The sequence below is a fragment of the Pseudomonas sp. 31-12 genome, from assembly GCF_003151075.1.
In the GTDB taxonomy this organism is placed as follows: domain Bacteria; phylum Pseudomonadota; class Gammaproteobacteria; order Pseudomonadales; family Pseudomonadaceae; genus Aquipseudomonas.
The window spans coordinates 6,181,092-6,205,084 of record NZ_CP029482.1; the positions used below are offsets into that span (position 1 = coordinate 6,181,092).

The 23,993-nt window shown below is 55.5% G+C and carries 34 protein-coding genes; 1 reads left to right on the forward strand and 33 read right to left on the reverse strand.

The features are described from left to right. Positions 1 to 7 precede the first annotated feature (7 nt). A complete protein-coding gene (locus DJ564_RS29215; RefSeq protein ID WP_109635253.1) occupies positions 8 to 1,405 on the reverse strand; it encodes an MFS transporter in 1,398 nt (465 codons plus the stop codon). A gap of 191 nt (positions 1,406 to 1,596) precedes the next feature. Here DJ564_RS29215 and uvrA point away from each other — a divergent pair, with 191 nt between their 5' ends. Further along, complete coding sequence (gene uvrA, locus DJ564_RS29220) at positions 1,597 to 4,431, forward strand: excinuclease ABC subunit UvrA (RefSeq protein ID WP_109635255.1); 2,835 nt, start codon at positions 1,597 to 1,599, stop codon at positions 4,429 to 4,431. Positions 4,432 to 4,496: 65 nt separating this feature from the next. Here uvrA and bfr read toward each other — a convergent pair whose 3' ends face one another. The 32 genes from bfr to fusA form a co-directional block, all read right to left on the reverse strand. Then, entirely contained in the window at positions 4,497 to 4,961 is a 465-nt protein-coding gene (gene bfr / locus DJ564_RS29225; RefSeq protein ID WP_007943775.1) for a bacterioferritin, read from the reverse strand. A gap of 149 nt (positions 4,962 to 5,110) precedes the next feature. Further along, positions 5,111 to 6,565, reverse strand: a complete 1,455-nt coding sequence (locus DJ564_RS29230; protein ID WP_109635257.1) for a catalase — start codon at positions 6,563 to 6,565, stop codon at positions 5,111 to 5,113. Between the two features lie 237 nt (positions 6,566 to 6,802). Then, the gene (gene rplQ / locus DJ564_RS29235; protein WP_008145500.1) at positions 6,803 to 7,189 is read right to left on the reverse strand and encodes a 50S ribosomal protein L17; all 387 of its coding nucleotides are present in this window, start codon (positions 7,187 to 7,189) and stop codon (positions 6,803 to 6,805) included. A gap of 42 nt (positions 7,190 to 7,231) precedes the next feature. Next, the gene (gene rpoA / locus DJ564_RS29240) at positions 7,232 to 8,233 is read right to left on the reverse strand and encodes a DNA-directed RNA polymerase subunit alpha (RefSeq protein ID WP_003186012.1); all 1,002 of its coding nucleotides are present in this window, start codon (positions 8,231 to 8,233) and stop codon (positions 7,232 to 7,234) included. 22 nt (positions 8,234 to 8,255) lie between these two features. Then, positions 8,256 to 8,876, reverse strand: a complete 621-nt coding sequence (gene rpsD, locus DJ564_RS29245) for a 30S ribosomal protein S4 (RefSeq protein ID WP_003210056.1) — start codon at positions 8,874 to 8,876, stop codon at positions 8,256 to 8,258. A gap of 18 nt (positions 8,877 to 8,894) precedes the next feature. Beyond that, on the reverse strand, positions 8,895 to 9,284 hold the full coding sequence (rpsK, locus tag DJ564_RS29250) for a 30S ribosomal protein S11 (RefSeq protein ID WP_002555466.1): 390 nt from the start codon (positions 9,282 to 9,284) through the stop codon (positions 8,895 to 8,897). A 30-nt stretch (positions 9,285 to 9,314) separates the two neighbouring features. Then, the gene (gene rpsM, locus DJ564_RS29255) at positions 9,315 to 9,671 is read right to left on the reverse strand and encodes a 30S ribosomal protein S13 (protein WP_003186020.1); all 357 of its coding nucleotides are present in this window, start codon (positions 9,669 to 9,671) and stop codon (positions 9,315 to 9,317) included. A gap of 130 nt (positions 9,672 to 9,801) precedes the next feature. Continuing rightward, positions 9,802 to 9,918, reverse strand: a complete 117-nt coding sequence (gene rpmJ / locus DJ564_RS29260) for a 50S ribosomal protein L36 (protein WP_002555468.1) — start codon at positions 9,916 to 9,918, stop codon at positions 9,802 to 9,804. Between the two features lie 27 nt (positions 9,919 to 9,945). Beyond that, complete coding sequence (gene secY / locus DJ564_RS29265; RefSeq protein ID WP_007896784.1) at positions 9,946 to 11,274, reverse strand: preprotein translocase subunit SecY; 1,329 nt, start codon at positions 11,272 to 11,274, stop codon at positions 9,946 to 9,948. Beyond that, positions 11,275 to 11,712, reverse strand: coding sequence for a 50S ribosomal protein L15 (gene rplO / locus DJ564_RS29270; RefSeq protein WP_007896782.1), 438 nt, complete (start codon positions 11,710 to 11,712; stop codon positions 11,275 to 11,277). A gap of 3 nt (positions 11,713 to 11,715) precedes the next feature. Further along, positions 11,716 to 11,892 carry a 50S ribosomal protein L30 gene (rpmD, locus tag DJ564_RS29275; protein ID WP_003186033.1) on the reverse strand — a complete coding sequence of 59 codons (177 nt, stop codon included), beginning with the start codon at positions 11,890 to 11,892 and terminating at the stop codon, positions 11,716 to 11,718. 2 nt (positions 11,893 to 11,894) lie between these two features. Beyond that, positions 11,895 to 12,395 carry a 30S ribosomal protein S5 gene (rpsE, locus tag DJ564_RS29280; protein ID WP_007943782.1) on the reverse strand — a complete coding sequence of 167 codons (501 nt, stop codon included), beginning with the start codon at positions 12,393 to 12,395 and terminating at the stop codon, positions 11,895 to 11,897. Between the two features lie 3 nt (positions 12,396 to 12,398). Further along, entirely contained in the window at positions 12,399 to 12,749 is a 351-nt protein-coding gene (gene rplR / locus DJ564_RS29285; RefSeq protein WP_003186037.1) for a 50S ribosomal protein L18, read from the reverse strand. A gap of 10 nt (positions 12,750 to 12,759) precedes the next feature. Next, a complete protein-coding gene (gene rplF / locus DJ564_RS29290) occupies positions 12,760 to 13,293 on the reverse strand; it encodes a 50S ribosomal protein L6 (RefSeq protein ID WP_003176412.1) in 534 nt (177 codons plus the stop codon). Positions 13,294 to 13,305: 12 nt separating this feature from the next. After that, positions 13,306 to 13,698 carry a 30S ribosomal protein S8 gene (gene rpsH / locus DJ564_RS29295; RefSeq protein WP_003186040.1) on the reverse strand — a complete coding sequence of 131 codons (393 nt, stop codon included), beginning with the start codon at positions 13,696 to 13,698 and terminating at the stop codon, positions 13,306 to 13,308. Between the two features lie 209 nt (positions 13,699 to 13,907). Further along, positions 13,908 to 14,213, reverse strand: coding sequence for a 30S ribosomal protein S14 (gene rpsN, locus DJ564_RS29300; RefSeq protein WP_003176414.1), 306 nt, complete (start codon positions 14,211 to 14,213; stop codon positions 13,908 to 13,910). A 13-nt stretch (positions 14,214 to 14,226) separates the two neighbouring features. Continuing rightward, a complete protein-coding gene (gene rplE, locus DJ564_RS29305; RefSeq protein WP_003176415.1) occupies positions 14,227 to 14,766 on the reverse strand; it encodes a 50S ribosomal protein L5 in 540 nt (179 codons plus the stop codon). A 20-nt stretch (positions 14,767 to 14,786) separates the two neighbouring features. Next, positions 14,787 to 15,101, reverse strand: coding sequence for a 50S ribosomal protein L24 (rplX, locus tag DJ564_RS29310; RefSeq protein ID WP_003176416.1), 315 nt, complete (start codon positions 15,099 to 15,101; stop codon positions 14,787 to 14,789). A gap of 11 nt (positions 15,102 to 15,112) precedes the next feature. Continuing rightward, positions 15,113 to 15,481: a 50S ribosomal protein L14 gene (gene rplN, locus DJ564_RS29315; RefSeq protein WP_002555479.1), complete on the reverse strand. Its 369-nt coding sequence runs from the start codon at positions 15,479 to 15,481 to the stop codon at positions 15,113 to 15,115. Between the two features lie 23 nt (positions 15,482 to 15,504). After that, positions 15,505 to 15,771, reverse strand: a complete 267-nt coding sequence (gene rpsQ / locus DJ564_RS29320; protein ID WP_003176419.1) for a 30S ribosomal protein S17 — start codon at positions 15,769 to 15,771, stop codon at positions 15,505 to 15,507. 2 nt (positions 15,772 to 15,773) lie between these two features. Next, on the reverse strand, positions 15,774 to 15,965 hold the full coding sequence (rpmC, locus tag DJ564_RS29325; protein ID WP_002555481.1) for a 50S ribosomal protein L29: 192 nt from the start codon (positions 15,963 to 15,965) through the stop codon (positions 15,774 to 15,776). Next, positions 15,965 to 16,378, reverse strand: coding sequence for a 50S ribosomal protein L16 (gene rplP / locus DJ564_RS29330; RefSeq protein ID WP_007896757.1), 414 nt, complete (start codon positions 16,376 to 16,378; stop codon positions 15,965 to 15,967). The genes rpmC and rplP overlap by 1 nt, the downstream gene beginning before the upstream one ends. A gap of 12 nt (positions 16,379 to 16,390) precedes the next feature. Then, entirely contained in the window at positions 16,391 to 17,077 is a 687-nt protein-coding gene (rpsC, locus tag DJ564_RS29335; RefSeq protein ID WP_003176422.1) for a 30S ribosomal protein S3, read from the reverse strand. Between the two features lie 13 nt (positions 17,078 to 17,090). Next, positions 17,091 to 17,423, reverse strand: a complete 333-nt coding sequence (gene rplV / locus DJ564_RS29340; RefSeq protein WP_003103908.1) for a 50S ribosomal protein L22 — start codon at positions 17,421 to 17,423, stop codon at positions 17,091 to 17,093. Between the two features lie 13 nt (positions 17,424 to 17,436). Next, complete coding sequence (gene rpsS / locus DJ564_RS29345) at positions 17,437 to 17,712, reverse strand: 30S ribosomal protein S19 (RefSeq protein ID WP_002555486.1); 276 nt, start codon at positions 17,710 to 17,712, stop codon at positions 17,437 to 17,439. Between the two features lie 16 nt (positions 17,713 to 17,728). After that, complete coding sequence (gene rplB / locus DJ564_RS29350; protein ID WP_003176423.1) at positions 17,729 to 18,553, reverse strand: 50S ribosomal protein L2; 825 nt, start codon at positions 18,551 to 18,553, stop codon at positions 17,729 to 17,731. Positions 18,554 to 18,567: 14 nt separating this feature from the next. Further along, positions 18,568 to 18,867: a 50S ribosomal protein L23 gene (gene rplW / locus DJ564_RS29355; RefSeq protein ID WP_002555488.1), complete on the reverse strand. Its 300-nt coding sequence runs from the start codon at positions 18,865 to 18,867 to the stop codon at positions 18,568 to 18,570. Further along, positions 18,864 to 19,466: a 50S ribosomal protein L4 gene (gene rplD / locus DJ564_RS29360; protein ID WP_007896707.1), complete on the reverse strand. Its 603-nt coding sequence runs from the start codon at positions 19,464 to 19,466 to the stop codon at positions 18,864 to 18,866. Before rplD ends, rplW begins: the two co-directional genes overlap by 4 nt. Before the next feature lie 12 nt (positions 19,467 to 19,478). Further along, positions 19,479 to 20,114 (reverse strand): 50S ribosomal protein L3, encoded by a 636-nt coding sequence (gene rplC / locus DJ564_RS29365; RefSeq protein ID WP_003186059.1) that lies wholly within the window; start codon positions 20,112 to 20,114, stop codon positions 19,479 to 19,481. 80 nt (positions 20,115 to 20,194) lie between these two features. Continuing rightward, the gene (rpsJ, locus tag DJ564_RS29370; RefSeq protein ID WP_003186070.1) at positions 20,195 to 20,506 is read right to left on the reverse strand and encodes a 30S ribosomal protein S10; all 312 of its coding nucleotides are present in this window, start codon (positions 20,504 to 20,506) and stop codon (positions 20,195 to 20,197) included. Between the two features lie 156 nt (positions 20,507 to 20,662). Then, complete coding sequence (tuf, locus tag DJ564_RS29375) at positions 20,663 to 21,856, reverse strand: elongation factor Tu (RefSeq protein ID WP_007896660.1); 1,194 nt, start codon at positions 21,854 to 21,856, stop codon at positions 20,663 to 20,665. Positions 21,857 to 21,887: 31 nt separating this feature from the next. After that, the gene (gene fusA / locus DJ564_RS29380) at positions 21,888 to 23,993 is read right to left on the reverse strand and encodes an elongation factor G (protein WP_109635258.1); all 2,106 of its coding nucleotides are present in this window, start codon (positions 23,991 to 23,993) and stop codon (positions 21,888 to 21,890) included.

The window sequence follows — 23,993 nt, forward strand, 5'->3', positions numbered from 1 at the left end:
CGTTCTCCTAGGCTACGCACGCTGCCTCGGCCGGGTTGTTCACCAGGCGCTCAAGGGTGGTGCGATCCAATAGTTCTGTGTCCAATTTGATGTAAATCGCCGCTTCATCAGCAACGACTACCGCATCTGTTACCCCTACGACGGCCTTCAGGCGCTCAACCAGACCCGCTTCGCGGATCGCCTCGGGCGACAACGGCAAGCGCAGGCTCGTGACATAAGGTGGTTCGCGCATGGTAACAGCAAAGGCCAGCCAGAGGGCAGCCAGGCCGGCGCATCCGAGGAATACAACCGACAAACCGCCATGCTGGAAAAGCCAGCCGCCGAGGATCCCGCCCAGCGCCGAACCGAGGAATTGGCTGGTGGAATAAACCCCCATCGCCGTGCCTTTGCCGCCTGCCGGTGAAACCTTGCTGATCAGCGATGGCAACGAAGCTTCGAGCAAGTTGAACGCGGTAAAGAACACCACCGTCCCGATCACCAGAGCTCGCAGGCTATCGCCGAACTGCCAGAAGAATAGCTCAGTGAGCATCAGCGTCAGCACCGCGCCCAATAAAACTCGTTTCATTTTGCGTTTCTTCTCGCCGTAGATAATGAACGGGATCATGGCGAAGAAGGAGACCAGCAGCGCGGTCAGGTAGACCCACCAGTGCTGCTCTTTGGGCAACCCGGCTTTTTCGACCAGGGCCAGGGGCAAGGCAACGAAGCTCGACATCAACATCGCGTGCAACACAAAAATGCCCAGGTCCAGGCGCAACAGGTCCGGATGCTTGAGCGTCGGGATCAGCGCCGAACGCGCGACGCCGGATTCACGGTGCTGCAACGGGCCGGTGGAACGCGGCACCATGAACATCACAATCACAATGCCGAACAGCGCCATGCCACCCGTGGCGAAGAATAACCCGGACAGACCGAAGGCGCGGGTCAGCAACGGTCCTACCACCATGGCGACAGCGAACGACAGACCAATCGTCATGCCGATCATAGCCATGGCTTTGGTCCGATGCTGTTCCCGGGTCAGGTCTGACAGCAGCGCCATCACCGCAGCGGAAATCGCCCCGGCGCCTTGCAGGATCCGTCCGGCGATGACGCCCCAGATCGAATCGGCATTGGCCGCCAGCACGCTGCCGAGGGCGAAGATGATCAGCCCGAGATAAATAACCGGACGGCGGCCGATGCGGTCGGAAATGAAGCCGAAAGGAATCTGGAAAATCGCCTGGGTCAGGCCGTAAGCGCCAATCGCCAGCCCGATGAGGGCCGGGGTCGCCCCTGCCAGATCCATCCCATAGGTCGCCAGTACCGGCAACACCATGAACATGCCAAGCATACGGAAGGCGAACACCAGGGCCAGACCGCTTGCTGCGCGCGTCTCACTGCCACTCATGCGTTCGCTGTGGGGATCGTGCATGGAAAAACCTCATGTGAACCGGCGGCGATTCTACCAGTCCCATCGATTGACGGGGTATATCGCGACGCTTTGACGCGCTCCGCTGACAGACTCTTCATGTAAGACACAAATCCGCTCGTTTGATAGTGTGCATCCATCCAGTATTTGGCCGTATACTCCTACGTTTTCGACGCCCGCCAAGCGAGGCCACTTTGGACAAGATCCTGATTCGTGGGGCCCGAACCCACAACCTGAAGAACATCGACCTGACCCTGCCACGGGACAAACTGATCGTCATCACCGGCCTGTCCGGATCCGGCAAATCGTCCCTGGCGTTTGACACGCTGTACGCCGAAGGCCAGCGCCGCTACGTCGAATCGCTGTCGGCCTATGCCCGGCAGTTTTTGTCGATGATGGAAAAGCCTGACGTCGACACCATCGAAGGTTTGTCGCCAGCCATTTCCATCGAACAGAAGTCGACCTCGCACAACCCGCGCTCGACGGTCGGCACCATCACCGAAATCTACGACTACCTGCGCCTGCTTTACGCACGCGTGGGTATTCCGCGCTGCCCGGATCACGACATTCCGCTGGAAGCGCAGACCGTCAGCCAGATGGTCGACCTCGTCCTCGCCCAGCCGGAGGGCAGCAAGCTGATGCTGTTGGCCCCGGTGATTCGCGAGCGTAAAGGCGAGCATCTGTCGGTCTTCGAAGAACTGCGTGCCCAGGGTTTTGTCCGGGCGCGGGTCAACGGCCGGCTCTGCGAGCTGGACGAGTTGCCGAAGCTGGATAAACAGAAGAAGCACTCGATCGATGTCGTGGTTGACCGCTTCAAGGTTCGCGCCGACCTGCAACAGCGCCTGGCCGAGTCGTTCGAGACCGCACTGAAGCTGGCGGACGGCATTGCGCTGGTAGCGCCGATGGACGACGAGCCCGGCGAAGAGATCATCTTCTCCGCGCGCTTCGCCTGCCCGATCTGCGGTCATGCCATTAGCGAACTCGAACCCAAGCTGTTCTCCTTCAACAACCCGGCGGGCGCTTGCCCGACGTGCGATGGACTGGGGGTCAAGCAGTTCTTCGACATCAAGCGCCTGGTGAACGGCGAGCTGACGCTGGCCGAGGGCGCGATTCGCGGCTGGGACAGGCGTAACGTCTATTACTTCCAGATGCTCGGGTCGCTGGCCTCACACTACAAGTTCAGCCTCGAAGTGCCGTTCAACGACCTGCCGGCCGATCAGCAGAAATTCATCCTGCACGGCAGCGGTTCGCAAAACGTCGACTTCAAATACCTGAACGACCGCGGCGACATCGTCAAACGCTCGCACCCGTTCGAAGGCATCGTGCCGAACCTCGAACGCCGCTACCGCGAAACCGAGTCGGCTTCGGTGCGTGAAGAGCTGGCCAAGTTCCTCAGCACCCAGCATTGCCCGGATTGCCGCGGCACGCGCCTGCGTCGTGAGGCGCGGCACGTCTGGGTGGGCGAGAAGACGCTGCCGGCGGTGACCAATCTGCCGATTGGCGATGCGTGTGAATATTTCGGCGTATTGAAGCTGACCGGCCGCCGCGGAGAAATTGCCGACAAGATCCTCAAGGAAATCCGCGAGCGCCTGCAGTTCCTGGTCAACGTGGGTCTCGACTATCTTTCACTGGACCGCAGTGCCGACACCTTGTCCGGCGGTGAAGCTCAGCGGATTCGTCTGGCCAGTCAGATTGGCGCCGGCCTTGTGGGGGTTCTGTACATCCTCGATGAGCCGTCGATCGGCCTGCATCAACGTGATAACGATCGGTTGCTCGGCACGCTCAAGCACCTGCGTGACATCGGCAACACAGTGATCGTGGTCGAACACGACGAAGATGCCATTCGCCTCGCGGACTATGTGGTCGACATTGGGCCGGGCGCGGGTGTCCACGGTGGGCATATTGTCGCCGAAGGTACGCCGGCCGAGGTCATGGCTCACCCTGATTCGTTGACCGGCAAGTATCTGTCGGGCCGGGTGAAGATTGCGGTTCCAGCCAAACGCACACCGCGTAACAAGAAGTTGTCGCTGTCCCTCAAGGGCGCTCGCGGCAACAACTTGCGCAATGTCGACCTGGACATTCCGATTGGTCTGTTGACGTGCGTCACCGGTGTGTCCGGCTCGGGCAAGTCGACGCTCATCAACAACACTCTGTTTCCCTTGAGCGCCACGGCACTCAATGGCGCAACGACGCTTGAGGCTGCCGCTCACGACAGCATCAAGGGCCTGGAGCATCTGGATAAGGTCGTCGACATCGACCAGAGCCCGATCGGCCGTACGCCGCGCTCCAACCCGGCGACCTACACCGGGCTGTTCACGCCGATTCGTGAATTGTTCGCGGGTGTGCCGGAATCTCGCTCCCGTGGTTACGGCCCAGGCCGCTTCTCCTTCAACGTGAAGGGCGGACGCTGCGAAGCGTGTCAGGGCGATGGCCTGATCAAGGTGGAAATGCACTTCCTGCCGGACATCTATGTCCCGTGCGACGTCTGCAAGAGCAAGCGCTACAACCGCGAAACCCTTGAGATCAAGTACAAGGGCAAGAGCATCCACGAAACCCTCGAGATGACCATCGAGGAAGCGCGAGTGTTCTTTGATGCGGTTCCGGCACTGGCGCGCAAGCTTCAGACGTTGATGGATGTAGGCCTGTCCTACATCAAGCTGGGACAATCGGCGACGACGCTGTCGGGGGGTGAAGCCCAGCGGGTGAAGCTGTCCCGCGAGCTGTCCAAGCGCGATACCGGCAAGACCCTGTACATCCTCGATGAGCCGACCACCGGCCTGCACTTCGCGGATATTCAGCAACTGCTGGATGTGCTGCATCGACTGCGCGACCACGGCAACACCGTGGTGGTGATCGAGCACAACCTCGATGTGATCAAGACGGCCGACTGGCTGGTGGACCTTGGGCCGGAAGGCGGCTCCAAGGGCGGACAGATCATCGCTGTCGGCACGCCAGAAGAAGTGTCAGAGATGAAGCAGTCTCACACCGGCTTCTACCTCAAGCCGCTGCTGGCCCGCGACAAGGCCTGAATCACAGCCATGAAAAAGCCCCTGTCACTTTGTCGGTGACAGGGGCTTTTTTGTATCCGGTGGAATCAGGCGTGCGACTGCAGGTAGTTCTCGAGACCGATCAACTTGATCAGACCCATCTGCTTTTCAAGCCAGTAGGTGTGGTCTTCTTCGGTGTCATGCAATTGAACACGCAGCATCTCGCGGCTGACATAGTCCTTGTGCTGCTCGCAGAGCTTGATGCCCTTGCAAAGCGCAGCGCGGACTTTGTATTCCAGTCGCAGGTCGGCAGCGAGCATGTCAGGCACCGTGGTGCCGACGTCGAGATCGTCCGGACGCATGCGCGGCGTACCTTCCAGCATCAGGATACGGCGCATCAGTGCATCGGCGTGCCCTGCTTCTTCTTCCATCTCGTGGTTGATTCGTTCGTAGAGCTTGGTGAAACCCCAGTCCTCATACATCCGCGAATGGACGAAATATTGATCACGCGCCGCCAGTTCGCCGGTGAGCAACGTGTTGAGGTAATCGATTACATCTGGGTGGCCTTGCATCGCCCTACATCTCCCTGCTTGAAAGTCTGTAGTTTGAACCAAGGCGACTGTTTGGTCACTCCGTTCGCGCGATAAAAGCGAAGATATTCTGAGAAAAGCAATTCAAATAACGCAAAAACCGCCCAAATGAGGGCGGTTCTGCTTCTCGTTTAGACTTCGTTAAGCTGTACGTTGAGTGCCTTTGCGATTGCTTCTCCATACGCCGGGTCAGCCTTGTAGAAATACTGCAACTGGCGATCAACCACATCACTGGAAACACCAGCCATCGCGCCGGCAATGTTGCTGACCAACAGAGTTTTCTGCTCGTCATTCATGAGTCGGAAAAGTGCACCGGCGTGGCTGTAGTAGTCGGTGTCTTCGCGATGATCGTAACGGTCAGCGGCGCCGCTCAATGCCAAAGCCGGCTCAGCGTAGCGCGGCGCTTGTTTTGGCGAATCGACATAGCTGTTCGGCTCATAGTTTGGTGCCGCACCGCCATTGCTGCCGAACGCCATCGAACCATCGCGCTGGTAGCTATTCACCGGACTGCGAGGCGCGTTCACAGGCAGCTGCTGATGGTTGGTGCCAATGCGGTAGCGGTGAGCGTCGGCGTAAGCGAACACACGGCCCTGGAGCATGCGATCCGGCGACAGACCAACACCCGGGACCATGTTGCTCGGACCGAACGCCGCCTGCTCGACTTCAGCAAAGTAGTTCTGCGGATTGCGGTTGAGCTCCAGCTCTCCGACTTCGATCAGCGGAAACTCTTTCTGCGACCAGGTTTTGGTCACGTCGAACGGGTTTTCGGAGTGCGTCGCGGCTTGGGCCTCGGTCATGATCTGGATGCACACACGCCATTTCGGGAAGTCACCGCGCTCAATCGCTCCGAACAGGTCACGCTGCGCGTAATCCGGATCGGTACCGGCCAAGCGTGCTGCATCTGCAGGCGCCAGGTTCTTGATGCCTTGCTTGGTCTTATAGTGCCATTTCACCCAGTGCCGCTCGCCATTGGCGCTGATCAGGCTGTAAGTGTGGCTGCCGAAGCCGTGCATGTGACGATAGCCGTCGGGAATGCCACGGTCGGAAAACAGAATGGTGACCTGGTGCAACGCCTCAGGTGAGTGCGACCAGAAGTCCCACATCATCTGCGCGCTTTTCAGGTTGCTTTGCGGCAGACGTTTTTGGGTGTGGATAAAGTCTGGGAATTTCAGCGGATCACGGATGAAGAACACGGGCGTGTTGTTGCCGACGATGTCCCAGTTACCTTCTTCGGTGTAGAACTTCAAGGCAAAGCCACGTGGGTCGCGCTCAGTATCCGCCGAACCACGTTCGCCACCTACCGTGGAAAACCGCAGGAACGTCGGGGTTTGCTTGCCGACCGATTCAAACAGTTTGGCGCTGGTGTATTGGGTGATGTCGCGAGTTACGGTAAACGTACCGTAAGCACCCGAGCCTTTGGCGTGTACACGACGCTCAGGGATGTTTTCACGGTTGAAATGGGCAAGCTTCTCGATCAGGTGGAAGTCGTCGAGCAGCAGCGGGCCTCGAGGGCCGGCGGAACGGGAATTCTGGTTGTCGGCGACAGGAGCGCCGCTGGCGGTGGTCAGCGTTTTATTTTGACTCATGCGATCTCTTCCTCTGTCAGTCTTTAACTGCCGGCTATCGGCTGAGAGGGAGTATTGATCACGAACGTTACACTGACTAATTCATTAACTCGCGATCATCAATAGAAAATTACTAATACTCCCCCTTTCAGAGGCTGACGATATTAGTAATGTGCAGGCATGGACAATCAGACATAGGTTTATTTCAGGCACAAAAAACCGGGCACTAGGCCCGGTTTTTCGTTTCAGACTGACATCTTACTCAGCGGATACAGCTTCACCACCGGCAGGACGATCAACCAACTCGACGTACGCCATAGGCGCGTTGTCGCCAGTGCGGAAACCGCACTTGAGGATGCGCAGGTAGCCACCCTCACGGGTAGCGTAACGCTTGCCCAGGTCGTTGAAGAGCTTACCAACGATAGCCTTCGAACGAGTACGGTCGAAAGCCAGACGGCGGTTAGCCAGGCTGTCTGTCTTGGCCAAAGTGATCAGCGGCTCAGCAACGCGACGCAGTTCTTTAGCTTTCGGCAGTGTAGTTTTGATCAGCTCGTGCTCGAACAGCGACACTGCCATGTTTTGAAACATGGCCTTGCGGTGCGAGCTAGTGCGGCTCAGGTGACGACCACTTTTACGATGACGCATGGTTCATTCCTTACCAAACACAACGTTCGGTGATTACGACGATCAGGCAGTCGCCTTGTCGTCCTTCTTAAGACTTGCAGGCGGCCAGTTGTCGAGGCGCATGCCGAGGGACAGACCGCGGGAGGCCAGAACGTCCTTGATTTCAGTCAAGGATTTCTTGCCAAGGTTCGGAGTCTTCAACAGCTCTACTTCGGTACGCTGAATCAGGTCACCGATGTAGTAGATGTTTTCCGCCTTAAGGCAGTTAGCCGAACGTACAGTCAGTTCCAGATCGTCAACCGGGCGAAGCAGGATCGGATCGATCTCGTCTTCCTGCTCAACAACCACTGGCTCACTGTCACCTTTGAGGTCGACGAACGCAGCCAACTGCTGTTGCAGAATGGTTGCAGCGCGGCGAATAGCCTCTTCAGGATCCAGGGTACCGTTGGTTTCCAGATCAATAACCAGCTTGTCCAGGTTAGTACGCTGCTCGACACGGGCGTTTTCCACCACGTATGCGATACGGCGAACCGGGCTGAACGAAGAGTCAAGCTGCAAGCGACCGATGCTGCGGCTTTCGTCTTCATCGCTCTGACGCGAGTCTGCCGGTTCATAACCACGACCACGAGCTACGGTGAGCTTCATGTTCAGGGCGCCGTTAGACGCCAGGTTAGCGATTACGTGATCGGGGTTAACGATCTCGACATCATGATCCAGCTGAATATCGGCAGCGGTAACCACCCCCGAACCCTTCTTCGACAAGGTCAGCGTAACTTCGTCACGACCGTGCAGCTTGATAGCCAGACCTTTAAGGTTCAACAGGATTTCAATTACGTCTTCCTGTACGCCTTCGATGGCGCTGTACTCATGGAGCACACCGTCAATCTCGGCCTCGACTACTGCACAGCCGGGCATTGAGGACAACAGGATGCGTCGCAGCGCGTTGCCCAGGGTGTGGCCGAAACCACGCTCGAGAGGCTCGAGAGTGATCTTGGCGCGGGTTGGACTGACAACCTGCACATCAATATGGCGGGGTGTCAGGAACTCATTTACCGAAATCTGCATGGATGCACCTATTTTCTAGCCCTTACTTGGAGTAGAGCTCGACAATCAGGCTTTCGTTGATGTCGGCGGACAGATCACTGCGAGCAGGAACGTTCTTGAAAACGCCCGACTTCTTCTCAGTGTCTACTTCTACCCATTCTACGCGGCCACGTTGGGCACACAGATCGAGAGCTTGGACAATGCGAAGTTGGTTCTTTGCTTTCTCGCGAATCGCGACCACGTCACCAGCACGAACCTGGTAGGACGGTACGTTTACGGTCTGACCGTTAACGCTGACGGATTTGTGCGATACCAGCTGACGGGATTCGGCACGAGTAGAGCCAAAACCCATACGGTATACAACGTTGTCCAGACGGCATTCGAGCAGTTGCAGCAGGTTTTCACCGGTTGCACCTTTCTTGCCAGCAGCTTCTTTGTAGTAGCCGCTGAATTGACGCTCGAGAACGCCGTAGATACGACGGACCTTCTGCTTTTCACGCAGTTGGGTGCCGTAATCGGACTGGCGACCGCGGCGTTGGCCGTGGATACCAGGTGCTGCTTCGATGTTGCACTTCGATTCGATCGCGCGCACGCCGCTCTTCAGAAAGAGATCGGTGCCTTCGCGACGAGCGAGTTTGCATTTTGGACCAATGTAACGAGCCATTCTTTACAATCTCCTGGATTACACGCGGCGCTTCTTCGGCGGACGGCACCCGTTGTGCGGGATTGGCGTCACGTCGGTGATGCTGGCGATCTTGTAGCCACAGCCGTTCAAAGCGCGGACTGCAGATTCACGACCTGGGCCTGGACCTTTGACGTTAACGTCGAGGTTTTTCAGACCGTATTCCAGCGCAGCTTGACCAGCACGTTCAGCAGCTACTTGAGCAGCAAACGGGGTGGACTTGCGGGAACCGCGGAAACCCGAACCACCGGAGGTAGCCCAGGAAAGAGCGTTGCCTTGACGGTCGGTGATGGTCACGATTGTGTTGTTAAAAGAAGCATGGATGTGGGCAATGCCATCAACCACTGTCTTTTTAACTTTTTTACGAGGACGAGCAGCAGGTTTAGCCATGATTAATTTCCTGTCGATTCGCTGGGGCGATTACTTGCGGATCGGCTTACGCGGACCTTTACGGGTACGCGCGTTAGTCTTGGTACGCTGACCGCGTACTGGAAGACCACGACGATGACGCAGACCGCGATAGCAACCGAGGTCCATCAAACGCTTGATTTTCATGTTGATTTCGCGACGCAGGTCACCTTCAGTGGTGAACTTCGCCACTTCGCCACGCAGCTGTTCAATCTGCTCGTCGCTCAGATCCTTGATCTTTGCGGCTGGGTTTACCCCAGTCACTGCACAGATCTTCTGCGCAGTAGTGCGACCAACACCATAGATGTAGGTCAGCGAGATAACAGTATGCTTGTTATCTGGAATGTTAACGCCTGCAATACGGGCCATTCAGTGGGACTCCAATTGACAGCTACCTACGCCCCGGAAGCCAAGAAATAGGGCGCGAGATAATATCGCTGTAATAACAAATAATCAACCCGGTAGCGCACTAGCTACCGGGCTTGAAGCACAATCACAGTCAGCCTTGGCGCTGTTTGTGACGCGGTTCCGCGCTGCAAATTACTCGAACAACACCTTCGCGGCGAATAATCTTGCAGTTACGGCACAGCTTTTTCACCGATGCACGAACTTTCATCACCAACTCCTCGAACCTTATGGGTACTCAGCGCAACATGCCGCTGCCGTAACCCTTCAGGTTGGCTTTCTTCATCAGGGATTCGTACTGGTGCGAAACGAGGTGCGATTGTACTTGGGACATGAAGTCCATCACAACCACGACGACGATCAGCAACGAGGTCCCGCCAAGGTAGAACGGAACGTTTGCTGCAACCACCAGGAACTGGGGCAACAGGCATACGGCCGTCATATATAGAGCACCGAACAGGGTCAAACGAGTCAGAACGCCATCAATGTAGCGCGCAGACTGCTCACCTGGACGGATGCCCGGAATAAAGGCACCGGACTTCTTCAGGTTTTCCGCTACGTCTTTCGGATTGAACATCAACGCCGTATAGAAGAAGCAGAAGAAAATAATCCCTGCACTAAACAGCAGAATATTCAACGGCTGACCAGGAGCGATCGACTGCGAGATATCCTGCAGCCAGCCCATACCTTCAGACTGACCAAACCAGGTACCCAACGAAGCCGGGAACAGCAAAATGCTGCTCGCGAAAATGGCCGGAATAACACCGGCCATGTTCACCTTCAACGGCAAGTGGCTAGTCTGCGCAGCAAAGACCTTACGGCCCTGCTGACGCTTGGCGTAATGAACAGCAATACGACGCTGACCACGCTCAATGAACACCACGAAACCGATAATCGCTACTGCCAGCAAACCGATGGCAACCAGGGCAAAAATGTTGATATCACCCTGACGCGCAGACTCGAAAGACTGCCCGATCGCTCTCGGAAGACCGGCGACGATACCTGCGAAAATCAACATCGAGATACCGTTGCCAACACCACGCTCAGTAATCTGCTCACCCAGCCACATCATGAACATCGCACCAGCCACAAACGTGGATACCGCGACGAAATGGAAGCCAAAGTCACCAGTGAACGCAACGCCCTGCCCTGCCAGACCAATGGACATGCCAATTGCCTGAACGAGAGCGAGGACGACAGTGCCGTAGCGGGTGTACTGAGCAATCTTGCGACGCCCAGCTTCACCTTCCTTCTTCAACTGTTCCAGCTGCGGGCTGACGGCTGTCATCAGTTGCATGATGATCGATGCCGAGATGTACGGCATGATCCCCAGTGCAAAGATGCTCATCCGCTCCAGCGCACCGCCGGAAAACATGTTGAACAAGCTAAGAATGGTCCCCTCATTCTGTCGAAACAGGTCCGCGAGTCGGTCCGGGTTGATACCTGGAACCGGGATGTGTGCGCCTATTCGGTAGACGATAATCGCCAGGAACAGAAAACGCAGACGAGCCCAGAGTTCAGACATACCGCCTTTGCCGAGCGCAGAGAGAGCACCTTGCTTAGCCATTTATTCCTCGAACTTGCCGCCAGCTGCTTCGATAGCCGCACGCGCACCTTTGGTGGCGCCGATTCCCTTTCCGATGGTAACAGCGCGAGTAACTTCGCCGGACAGCATGATTTTCACACGCTGTACGTTGACGTTGATCACGTTGGCATCTTTCAGAGACTGCACAGTGACGATGTCGCCTTCCACTTTAGCCAGCTCGGACAAACGCACTTCTGCGCGATCCATGGCTTTCAGGGAAACGAAACCGAACTTCGGCAGGCGACGATGCAGCGGCTGTTGACCGCCTTCAAAGCCTGGAGCAATGGTGCCACCGGAGCGGGAGGACTGACCTTTGTGGCCACGGCCACCGGTCTTGCCCAAACCACTACCGATACCACGGCCCGGACGATGCTTTTCGCGACGGGAACCCGGCGCTGGACTCAGATCATTGAGTTTCATCGATTAACCCTCGACACGCAGCATGTAGTAAGCCTTGTTGATCATCCCGCGATTCTCGGGAGTATCAAGTACTTCTACAGTGTGACCGATGCGACGCAGACCCAGACCCTTAACGCACAGTTTGTGGTTAGGGATGCGGCCGGTCATGCTTTTGATCAGCGTAACTTTAACGGTAGCCATGATCAGAAGATCTCCTTGACGCTTTTGCCACGCTTGGCGGCAATGGATTCAGGAGACTGCATAGCTTTCAAACCTTTGAAAGTGGCGTGAACCACGTTTACCGGGTTAGTCGAGCCGTAGCACTTGGCCAGAACGTTCTGAACGCCAGCAACTTCGAGGACAGCACGCATAGCGCCGCCAGCGATGATACCGGTACCTTCAGATGCAGGCTGCATGTACACCTTCGAAGCGCCGTGACCGGACTTCATTGCGTACTGCAGAGTGGTGCCGTTCAGATCAACTTGGATCATGTTGCGGCGAGCAGCTTCCATTGCCTTCTGGATCGCAGCAGGCACTTCACGTGACTTGCCACGGCCGAAGCCAACACGCCCTTTACCATCACCAACCACGGTCAACGCGGTGAAAGTGAAGATACGGCCGCCTTTTACGGTTTTGGCTACGCGGTTAACTTGAACCAGCTTCTCAATGTAGCCTTCGTCGCGCTTTTGGTCGTTATTTGACATAACTTAGAACTCCAGCCCAGCTTCACGAGCAGCATCAGCCAGCGCCTTGACGCGGCCGTGGTACTTGAAGCCAGAGCGGTCGAAAGCCACCTGCGAGACGCCAGCGGCTTTAGCACGCGTAGCGACCAGCTGGCCAACCTTAGTGGCCGCGTCGATGTTGCCAGTGGCGCCATCACGCAGTTCTTTATCCAAAGTCGAGGCAGATGCCAGGACTTTGTTGCCGTCGGCCGAAATGACCTGGGCGTAGATGTGCTGCGACGAGCGGAACACGCAGAGACGCACGACTTCGAGTTCGTGCATTTTCAGGCGTGCTTTGCGAGCGCGACGCAGTCGAGTAACTTTTTTGTCGGTCATTTGCTATGCCCTACTTCTTCTTGGCTTCTTTACGACGGACGACTTCGTCCGCGTAGCGCACACCTTTGCCTTTGTACGGCTCTGGTGGACGGAAGTCGCGGATCTCGGCGGCCACTTGACCTACCAGCTGCTTATCGATGCCCTTGATCAGGATATCGGTCTGGCTAGGAGTCTCAGCGGTGATGCCTTCCGGCAGTTCATAATCCACTGGGTGCGAGAAGCCAAGAGCCAGGTTCAGCACTGTGCCTTTTGCTTGCGCTTTGTAACCAACACCGACCAGCTGGAGCTTGCGCTCGAAGCCTTGGCTTACGCCTTGGACCATGTTGTTTACCAACGCACGAGTGGTACCAGCCATTGCGCGAGTTTGTTGATCGCCATTGCGAGCAGCGAAACGCAGCTCACCAGCTTCTTCAACGATCTCAACGGACGAATGGATGTTCAGTTCGAGAGTGCCCTTGGCACCCTTCACCGAAAGCTGTTGGCCTGCGAATTTTACTTCGACACCGGCTGGCAGCTTAACGGGGTTCTTAGCGACGCGTGACATGCTTATCCCCCCTTAGAACACAGTGCAAAGAACTTCGCCGCCGACACCGGCAGCGCGCGCAGCACGATCCGTCATCACACCTTTGTTGGTGGAGACGATAGACACACCGAGACCGCCACGAACTTTTGGCAGATCATCGACGGACTTGTACTGACGCAGGCCTGGACGGCTAACGCGCTTGACTTCCTCGATGACCGGACGGCCTTCGAAGTACTTCAGCTCGATGGACAGCAGTGGTTTGATTTCGCTGCTGATCTGATAACCCGCAATGTAACCTTCGTCCTTCAGGACTTTGGCAACAGCTACCTTCAAAGTAGAAGATGGCATGCTTACGACGGACTTTTCAGCCATCTGGGCATTACGGATTCGAGTTAGCATGTCCGCTAACGGGTCCTGCATACTCATGGGCTAGACGCTCCTAATACAAAAAAATTAGCCTTGCGGCTACTACTTGTCGCCGAGGACATCCATGCGAAAAAAGCACGGGCTCAGGCGAGCCGGGTATTCTAGACACACCCCACAAATGAATCAAGCCCCAAAAGGGGCTTGATTCAAGTTCAAGGTCACCGGCGGTCAGGATCTTGCGATTCCGACCGTCGAGACTTTGACAGTGCTTACCAGCTGGCTTTAACCAGACCAGGTACGTCACCACGCATTGCAGCTTCACGCAGTTTGTTACGGCCGAGGCCGAACTTGCGGTAAACGCCGTGTGGACGACCGGTCAGGCGGCAGCGGTTACGCATGCGCGAGGCGCTTGCGTCACGTGGCTGCTTCTGCAGAGCTACTGTAGCTTCCCAACGCGCTTCTGGACTTGCGTTCAGATCAACGATGATAGCTTTCAGTGCTGCACGCTTTTTGGCGTACTTGGCAACCGTGAGCTGACGCTTCAGCTCGCGGTTTTTCATGCTCATCTTGGCCATTTTCCTACTCCAATCAGTTGCGGAACGGGAATTTGAAAGCACGCAGCAGAGCGCGACCTTCATCATCGTTCTTGGCAGTGGTGGTCAGGGTAATGTCCAGACCGCGGAGAGCATCGATCTTGTCGTAGTCGATTTCCGGGAAAATGATCTGCTCTTTAACGCCCATGCTGTAGTTACCACGACCATCGAAGGACTTGGCATTCAGGCCGCGGAAGTCGCGAACCCGAGGCAGGGAGATCGACAGCAGACGATCCAGGAATTCGTACATACGCTCACGGCGCAGAGTCACTTTGACGCCGATCGGCCAACCTTCACGGACTTTAAAGCCAGCGATGGATTTCCGAGCGTAAGTCACAACGACTTTCTGACCGGTGATCTTTTCCAGGTCAGCAACAGCGTGCTCGATGACTTTTTTGTCACCGACCGCTTCGCCCAGACCCATGTTCAGGGTGATTTTGGTAACGCGTGGAACTTCCATCACGTTCGAAAGCTTAAGTTCTTCCTTAAGCTTCGGTGCGATTTCCTTCCAGTAAATCTCTTTTAGTCGTGCCATGGTCTTCTACCTAGCAGTGTTCAAGCATCAACCGCTTTTTGGGTCGACTTGAAGACACGAATTTTCTTGCCGTCTTCTACTTTGAAACCAACGCGGTCAGCCTTGTTGGTTTCGCCGTTGAAAATGGCGACGTTAGAAGCGTCCAGTGGAGCTTCTTTTTCGACGATACCGCCTTGTACGCCCGACATCGGGTTAGGCTTGGTATGACGCTTAACCAGGTTCAGACCACCAATAACCAGACGGTTATTAGCGAGAACCTTAAGCACCTTACCGCGCTTACCTTTGTCTTTGCCGGCGATCACGATGATCTCGTCGTCACGACGAATCTTTTGCATGTCGGATCTCCTTACAGCACTTCTGGGGCGAGCGAGACGATCTTCATGAACTTCTCAGTACGAAGTTCACGGGTCACTGGCCCAAAGATACGGGTGCCGATCGGCTCTTGCTTGTTGTTCAGAAGAACAGCAGCGTTGCCATCAAAGCGGATAATGGAGCCATCAGCACGACGTACGCCGTGACGAGTGCGGACTACAACAGCAGTCATCACTTGGCCTTTTTTCACTTTACCGCGAGGAATTGCTTCCTTCACGGTAACTTTGATGATGTCACCGATACCAGCGTAACGACGATGGGAGCCACCCAGCACCTTGATGCACATAACACGGCGAGCGCCGCTGTTATCGGCCACATCGAGCATGGATTGAGTCTGAATCATATAATTTCTCCGACCCCTAGTCCTTAGACTTCCACAGCGCGTTCGAGAACATCAACCAGCGCCCAAGACTTGGTCTTGGCCAAAGGACGAGTTTCACGAATAGTGACTTTGTCGCCGATGTGGCACTGATTGGTTTCGTCGTGCGCGTGCAGCTTAGTCGAACGCTTAACGTATTTACCGTAGATCGGGTGCTTAACGCGACGCTCGATCAGAACGGTGATGGTTTTGTCCATCTTGTCGCTGACAACACGGCCAGTCAGCGTACGGACAGTTTTTTCGGCTTCAGCCATGATTACTTACCTGCCTGCTGGTTGAGCACAGTCTTCACGCGAGCGATGTCACGCTTAACTTGCGAGAGCAGATGAGACTGCCCCAACTGGCCAGTTGCTTTCTGCATACGCAGATTGAACTGGTCGCGCAGCAAGCCGAGCAGTTGCTCGTTCAGCTGCTGTGCGGATTTTTCACGAAGTTCATTCGCTTTCATCACATCACCGTCCGTTTAACAAAGGCGGTGGCGAGCGGCAGCTTTGCAGCAGCCAGGGCAAAAGCCTCACGCGCCAGCTCTTCAGAAACACCCTCGATTTCATACAGGACTTTGCCTGGCTGAATCTGGGCAACCCAGTACTCCACACTACCCTTACCTTTACCCATCCGAACTTCGAGTGGCTTTTTGGAAATAGGCTTGTCCGGGAATACACGGATCCAGATCTTGCCGCCACGTTTAACGTGACGGGTCAGAGCACGACGCGCTGACTCGATCTGACGAGCGGTGAGACGACCACGAGCTACAGACTTCAGCGCGAACTCGCCGAAGCTGACTTTGCTACCGCGCTGAGCCAGACCACGGTTGTGGCCTGTCATCTGCTTGCGGAACTTCGTACGCTTTGGTTGCAACATTTGGCGTACCCCTTACTTAGCAGCTTTTTTACGAGGCGCTGGTGCTTGTGGTTTCAGTTCTTCTTGGCGACCACCAATTACTTCGCCTTTGAAGATCCAAACCTTTACACCGATCACACCGTAAGTGGTGTGAGCTTCGTAGTTGGCATAGTCGATGTCGGCACGCAGGGTGTGCAGTGGCACACGACCTTCGCGATACCATTCAGTACGTGCGATTTCAGCACCGCCGAGACGACCACTCACTTGGATTTTGATGCCTTTGGCACCAATGCGCATGGCGTTCTGTACAGCGCGCTTCATAGCGCGACGGAACATTACGCGACGCTCCAGCTGCTGAGCTACGCTCTGCGCAACCAACATACCGTCGAGTTCCGGCTTGCGGATTTCTTCGATATTGATGTGCACAGGCACACCCATTTGTTTGGTCAGGTCCTGACGCAGTTTCTCAACATCTTCACCTTTCTTCCCGATAACGATACCTGGACGAGCGGTGTGGATGGTGATACGTGCAGTTTGAGCCGGACGATGGATATCGATACGGCTTACGGACGCGCTTTTTAGTTTGTCTTGGAGATACTCACGCACCTTCAGATCAGCGAACAAATAGTCCGCATAAGTCCGACCGTCTGCGTACCAGACGGAGGTGTGTTCCTTGACGATTCCCAGGCGAATGCCAATGGGATGTACTTTCTGACCCATCTCTTCGACTCCGTTACTTGTCAGCAACCTTGACAGTGATATGGCAAGACCGCTTGACGATGCGATCAGCACGGCCTTTGGCACGTGGCATGATTCGCTTCAGCGAACGCCCTTCGTTGACGAATACGGTGCTGACTTTGAGGTCATCAACGTCTGCGCCTTCGTTATGCTCGGCGTTGGCTACGGCCGACTCCAGCACTTTCTTCATGATCTCGGCGGCTTTCTTACTGCTGAAAGCCAACAGGTTGAGCGCTTCGCCCACCTTCTTCCCGCGGATCTGGTCGGCGACCAAGCGGGCTTTCTGGGCGGAGATTCGAGCGCCCGACAACTTAGCGGCTACTTCCATCGTTCCTTACCCCTTAACGCTTGGCTTTCTTGTCTGCCACGTGCCCACGATATGTGCGGGTACCGGCAAACTCGCCTAGTTTGTGGCCGACCATGTCTTCGTTCACGAGAACTGGAACATGTTGACGACCGTTATGAACTGCGATGGTCAGACCGACCATTTGTGGCAGGATCATCGAACGACGCGACCAGGTTTTAACTGGTTTGCGATCGTTCTTTTCCGCCGCCACTTCGATCTTCTTCAGTAGGTGAAGATCAATAAAAGGACCTTTTTTCAGAGAACGTGGCACTGTCGTATCCCTCTATTTACTTGCGACGACGGACGATCATTTTGTCGGTACGCTTATTACCACGAGTCTTCGCGCCCTTAGTCGGGAAGCCCCATGGCGATACCGGATGACGACCACCAGAGGTACGACCTTCACCACCACCATGTGGGTGGTCAACCGGGTTCATGGCAACACCACGAACGGTTGGGCGAACGCCACGCCAGCGTTTGGCACCAGCTTTACCCAGCGAACGCAGGCTGTGCTCGGAGTTCGAGACTTCACCCAGGGTCGCGCGGCATTCAGCCAGCACTTTACGCATCTCACCAGAACGCAGACGCAGGGTCACGTAGACACCTTCACGAGCGATCAGCTGAGCCGAAGCACCAGCGGAACGAGCGATCTGTGCGCCTTTACCTGGCTTCAATTCGATGCCGTGTACGGTGCTACCAACTGGAATGTTACGCAGTTGCAGAGCGTTGCCCGGCTTGATCGGCGCCAAGGCACCTGCGATCAGCTGGTCACCAGCACTCACGCCTTTAGGGGCGATGATGTAGCGACGCTCGCCATCTGCGTACAGCAGCAGAGCGATGTGAGCAGTACGGTTTGGATCGTATTCAATACGCTCGACAGTGGCAGAGATGCCATCTTTGTCGTTGCGACGGAAATCGACCAGACGATAATGCTGCTTATGGCCACCACCGATGTGACGAGTGGTAATGCGACCATTGTTGTTACGACCACCAGTCTTCGATTTTTTCTCGAGCAGCGGTGCGTGAGGAGCGCCTTTATGCAGCTCCTGGTTGACCACCTTGACCACAAAACGGCGGCCAGGGGAAGTCGGTTTGCATTTAACGATTGCCATGATGCACCCCTTCCTTACTCAGCACTGCTGCTGAAATCGAGATCTTGGCCTGGCTGAAGGGAGATAACTGCCTTCTTCCAGTCATTACGCTTGCCCAGACCGCGAGCAGTGCGCTTGCTCTTACCCAGAACATTCAGGGTAGTAACACGCTCTACTTTCACGCTGAACAGGCTTTCGACGGCCTTCTTGATTTCCAGCTTGGTTGCGTCAGTTGCAACCTTGAAAACGAACTGGCCTTTCTTGTCAGCCAGAACCGTAGCCTTCTCGGAAACGTGCGGGCCAAGCAGAACTTTAAATACGCGTTCCTGGTTCATCCCAGCAGCTCCTCGAATTTCTTCACGGCCGACACGGTGATCAACACCTTGTCGTATGCGATCAGACTAACTGGATCGGAACCTTGCACGTCACGTACATCAACGTGTGGCAGGTTACGAGCAGCCAGGTACAGGTTCTGATCAACTACTTCAGACACGATCAAGACGTCAGTCAGGCCCATGCCGGTCAGTTTGTTCAGCAGATCTTTGGTCTTCGGTGCATCAACAGCGAAGTCCTGAACCACAACCAGACGATCAGTACGCACCAGCTCAGCAAGGATGGAACGCATTGCTGCGCGATACATCTTCTTGTTCAGCTTCTGGGTGTGATCCTGAGGACGAGCTGCGAAAGTGGTACCGCCGCCACGCCAGATTGGGCTACGGATAGTACCGGCACGAGCACGGCCAGTACCTTTCTGACGCCATGGGCGCTTACCGCCACCACGAACGTCGGAACGGGTCTTTTGCTGCTTGCTACCTTGACGGCCGCCGGCCATGTAGGCCACGACTGCTTGGTGAACCAGCGTCTCGTTGAATTCGCCGCCAAATGTCAGTTCGGAAACTTCGATCGCTTGAGCGTCATTTACATTTAATTGCATGTCAGCTTCCCCTTAACCGCGAGCCTTGGCTGCTGGACGTACAACCAAGTTGCCGCCAGTAGCGCCAGGAACAGCGCCCTTGACCAACAACAGATTGCGTTCAGCGTCCACGCGCACTACTTCGAGGGACTGCACGGTCACGCGCTCAGCGCCCATATGACCGGACATTTTTTTGCCCTTGAATACACGACCAGGAGTCTGGCACTGGCCGATAGAGCCTGGAACGCGGTGGGACACGGAGTTACCGTGGGTATTATCTTGCCCGCGGAAGTTCCAACGCTTGATCGTACCCTGGAAGCCTTTACCCTTGGACTGACCGGTTACATCAACCAGTTGACCAGCGGCGAAGATTTCAGCGTTGATCAGATCGCCGGCCTGGTACTCGCCTTCTTCAAGACGGAATTCCATTACGGTACGACCAGCGGCAACGTTCGCTTTAGCGAAGTGGCCAGCTTGAGCAGCTGTAACACGCGAAGCACGACGCTCGCCTACAGTGACTTGCACTGCACGATAGCCATCGGTCTCTTCAGTTTTGAACTGGGTGACGCGATTCGGCTCGATCTCAATGACCGTGACCGGAATGGAGACACCTTCTTCGGTGAAAATACGGGTCATACCGCATTTACGACCGACTACACCAATAGTCATGTTGTAAACCTCATGAGTGTACGGGGCTTTCACCCGCTATGGCCGCCCATTTCAGAGCGTTACACGACTAAGACCGAGTCTTAGCCGAGGCTGATCTGTACTTCCACACCGGCCGCAAGATCAAGCTTCATAAGAGCATCAACGGTTTTATCCGTTGGCTGGACGATATCCAGAACGCGCTTATGAGTACGGATCTCGTACTGGTCACGCGCGTCTTTGTTGACGTGCGGGGAGACCAGAACGGTGAACCGCTCTTTACGGGTAGGCAGTGGAATTGGACCACGCACTTGAGCACCAGTACGTTTCGCGGTTTCCACGATTTCCTGGGTGGATTGGTCGATCAGGCGATGGTCAAAAGCCTTCAACCTGATACGGATTTGCTGATTTTGCATTGGATTTCAGACTCCGGCTGCTATTCCCACCGAGCGCAATACGCCCGTTAAAAGGAGGCGCAATTCTATAGACGCCCCATATAGGTGTCAACCCAATAAAAAAGCCCCCGCTGAGCGGGGGCTTTTTCAATTCATCAAAGCTTGCTCTAAAAGAGCTTACTCGATGATTTTGGCTACGACGCCAGCGCCGACGGTACGACCGCCTTCACGGATAGCGAAACGCAGACCGTCTTCCATTGCGATGGTCTTGATCAGGGTGACAACCATTTTGATGTTGTCGCCTGGCATTACCATTTCAACGCCTTCCGGCAGTTCGCAGTTACCAGTCACGTCAGTTGTACGGAAGTAGAACTGTGGACGGTAGCCTTTGAAGAACGGAGTGTGACGACCGCCTTCTTCTTTGCTCAGAACGTAGACTTCAGCTTCGAACTTGGTGTGCGGCTTAACCGAGCCTGGCTTAACCAGAACCTGACCACGCTCAACGTCGTCACGCTTGGTACCACGCAGCAGAACGCCGCAGTTCTCGCCAGCACGACCTTCGTCGAGCAGCTTACGGAACATTTCAACACCGGTGCAGGTGGTGACGGTAGTGTCACGCAGACCAACGATTTCCAGTGGATCCTGAACCTTGACGATACCGCGCTCGATACGGCCAGTTACAACAGTACCGCGACCGGAGATCGAGAATACGTCTTCGATTGGCATCAGGAACGGCTTGTCGATAACACGAACTGGATCTGGAATGTAGCTGTCCAGAGTCTCAACCAGTTTACGAACGGCAGTGGTGCCCATTTCGTTGTCGTCTTGGCCGTTCAGAGCCATCAGAGCCGAACCGATGATGATCGGAGTGTCGTCACCTGGGAAGTCGTAAGTGCTCAGCAGATCGCGCACTTCCATCTCAACCAGTTCCAGCAGCTCAGCGTCGTCAACCATGTCAGCCTTGTTCAGGAAGACAACGATGTACGGAACGCCAACCTGACGGGACAGCAGGATGTGTTCACGGGTTTGTGGCATCGGACCATCAGCGGCCGAGCAAACCAGGATAGCGCCGTCCATCTGAGCAGCACCGGTGATCATGTTCTTCACATAGTCAGCGTGACCTGGGCAGTCAACGTGAGCGTAGTGACGGATCAGCGAGTTGTATTCAACGTGCGCGGTGTTGATGGTGATACCACGAGCCTTTTCTTCCGGAGCGCTGTCGATCTTGTCGAAAGCAACAACGGCCGAACCGAAAACTTCGGAGCAGACGCGAGTCAGAGCAGCGGTCAGCGTGGTTTTACCATGGTCGACGTGACCGATGGTGCCAACGTTGACGTGCGGGAGGGTACGGTCAAATTTTTCTTTAGCCACGACAATTAACTCCTAGCCTAAAGGGGCTGAATCAGCCTTGTTTTTTGGTAACGGTTTCGACGATGTGCGACGGAGCCGTATTGTATTTTTTGAATTCCATAGAGTAGCTTGCGCGACCTTGGGACATGGAACGGACGTCAGTTGCATAACCGAACATCTCACCCAACGGAACTTCAGCACGAATTACTTTGCCGGAGACCGTGTCTTCCATACCCAGGATCATGCCGCGACGACGGTTAAGGTCGCCCATCACGTCACCCATATAGTCTTCAGGTGTAACAACCTCTACCGCCATGATCGGCTCAAGCAACTCACCACCGCCCTTCTGGGCCAGTTGCTTGGTCGCCATGGAAGCAGCCACCTTAAACGCCATCTCGTTGGAGTCGACGTCGTGGTAAGAACCATCAAACACGGTAGCCTTCAGGCCGATCAGCGGATAGCCGGCAACAACGCCGTTCTTCATCTGCTCTTCGATACCCTTCTGGATAGCCGGGATGTATTCCTTAGGAACCACACCACCCACTACTTCGTTCAGGAATTGCAGACCTTCCTGACCTTCGTCAGCAGGAGCAAAACGAATCCAGCAATGACCGAACTGGCCACGACCGCCGGACTGACGAACGAACTTGCCTTCAATTTCGCAGCTCTTCGTGATGCGCTCACGGTACGAAACTTGAGGCTTACCGATGTTGGCTTCGACGTTGAACTCACGGCGCATCCGGTCAACCAGGATGTCCAGGTGCAACTCGCCCATGCCGGAGATGATCGTTTGACCAGTCTCTTCATCAGTCTTGACGCGGAAAGATGGATCTTCCTGAGCAAGCTTGCCCAGAGCGATACCCATTTTTTCCTGGTCGTCCTTGGTCTTAGGCTCTACGGCAACCGAAATAACCGGCTCCGGGAAGTCCATGCGAACCAGGATGATTGGCTTGTCAGCGTTGCACAAAGTCTCACCAGTGGTGACGTCCTTCATGCCGATCAAGGCCGCGATGTCACCAGCGCGCACTTCCTTGATTTCTTCACGGGCGTTTGCGTGCATTTGCACCATACGACCCACGCGCTCTTTCTTGCCCTTAACCGAGTTGATCACGCCGTCGCCGGATGCCAACACGCCCGAGTAAACTCGAACAAAGGTCAAGGTACCCACGAATGGGTCAGTGGCAATTTTGAATGCCAGAGCGGAGAACGGCTCGTTGTCGTCTGCATGACGCTCCAGATCGATAGTCTCGTCATCCGGGTCAGTACCCTTGATGGCAGGAATATCAACAGGCGCAGGCAGGTAATCGATAACGGCGTCGAGAACCAGGGGAACACCCTTGTTCTTGAAGGAAGAACCACAAACAGCCAGAACGATCTCACCAGCGATAGTACGCTGACGCAGAGCGGCCTTGATTTCCGCGTTGGTGAGTTCTTCACCTTCGAGGTACTTGTTCATCAGCTCTTCGCTGGCTTCAGCCGCAGCCTCAACCATGTTGCCGCGCCATTCGTCAGCCAGTTCCTGCAGTTCAGCAGGGATAGGCTTGCGAACTGGAACCATACCCTTGTCAGCGTCATTCCAGTAAACAGCTTCCATGGACATCAGGTCGATCTGACCCTGGAAGTTGTCTTCGGAACCGATAGCCAACTGGATTGGAACCGGGGTGTGACCCAGACGCTGCTTGATCTGACTGATCACGCGCAGGAAGTTCGCACCAGCACGGTCCATCTTGTTTACGTAAACAAGACGTGGAACGCCGTACTTGTTGGCTTGACGCCATACGGTTTCCGACTGAGGCTCAACACCCGAGGTGCCGCAGAACACAACGACCGCGCCGTCGAGAACACGCAGGGAACGCTCAACTTCAATAGTGAAGTCCACGTGACCCGGGGTGTCGATGACGTTGAAGCGGTATTGGTCCTTGTGCTGCTTCTCGGAACCCTGCCAGAAGGCGGTAATAGCAGCAGAAGTAATGGTAATACCACGCTCCTGCTCCTGCACCATCCAGTCTGTGGTCGCGGCGCCGTCATGCACCTCGCCCATTTTGTGACTTTTGCCAGTGTAAAAAAGGACGCGCTCGGTGGTGGTGGTTTTACCAGCATCCACGTGAGCAACGATACCAATGTTACGGTAGCGATTAATCGGTGTAGTACGAGCCAT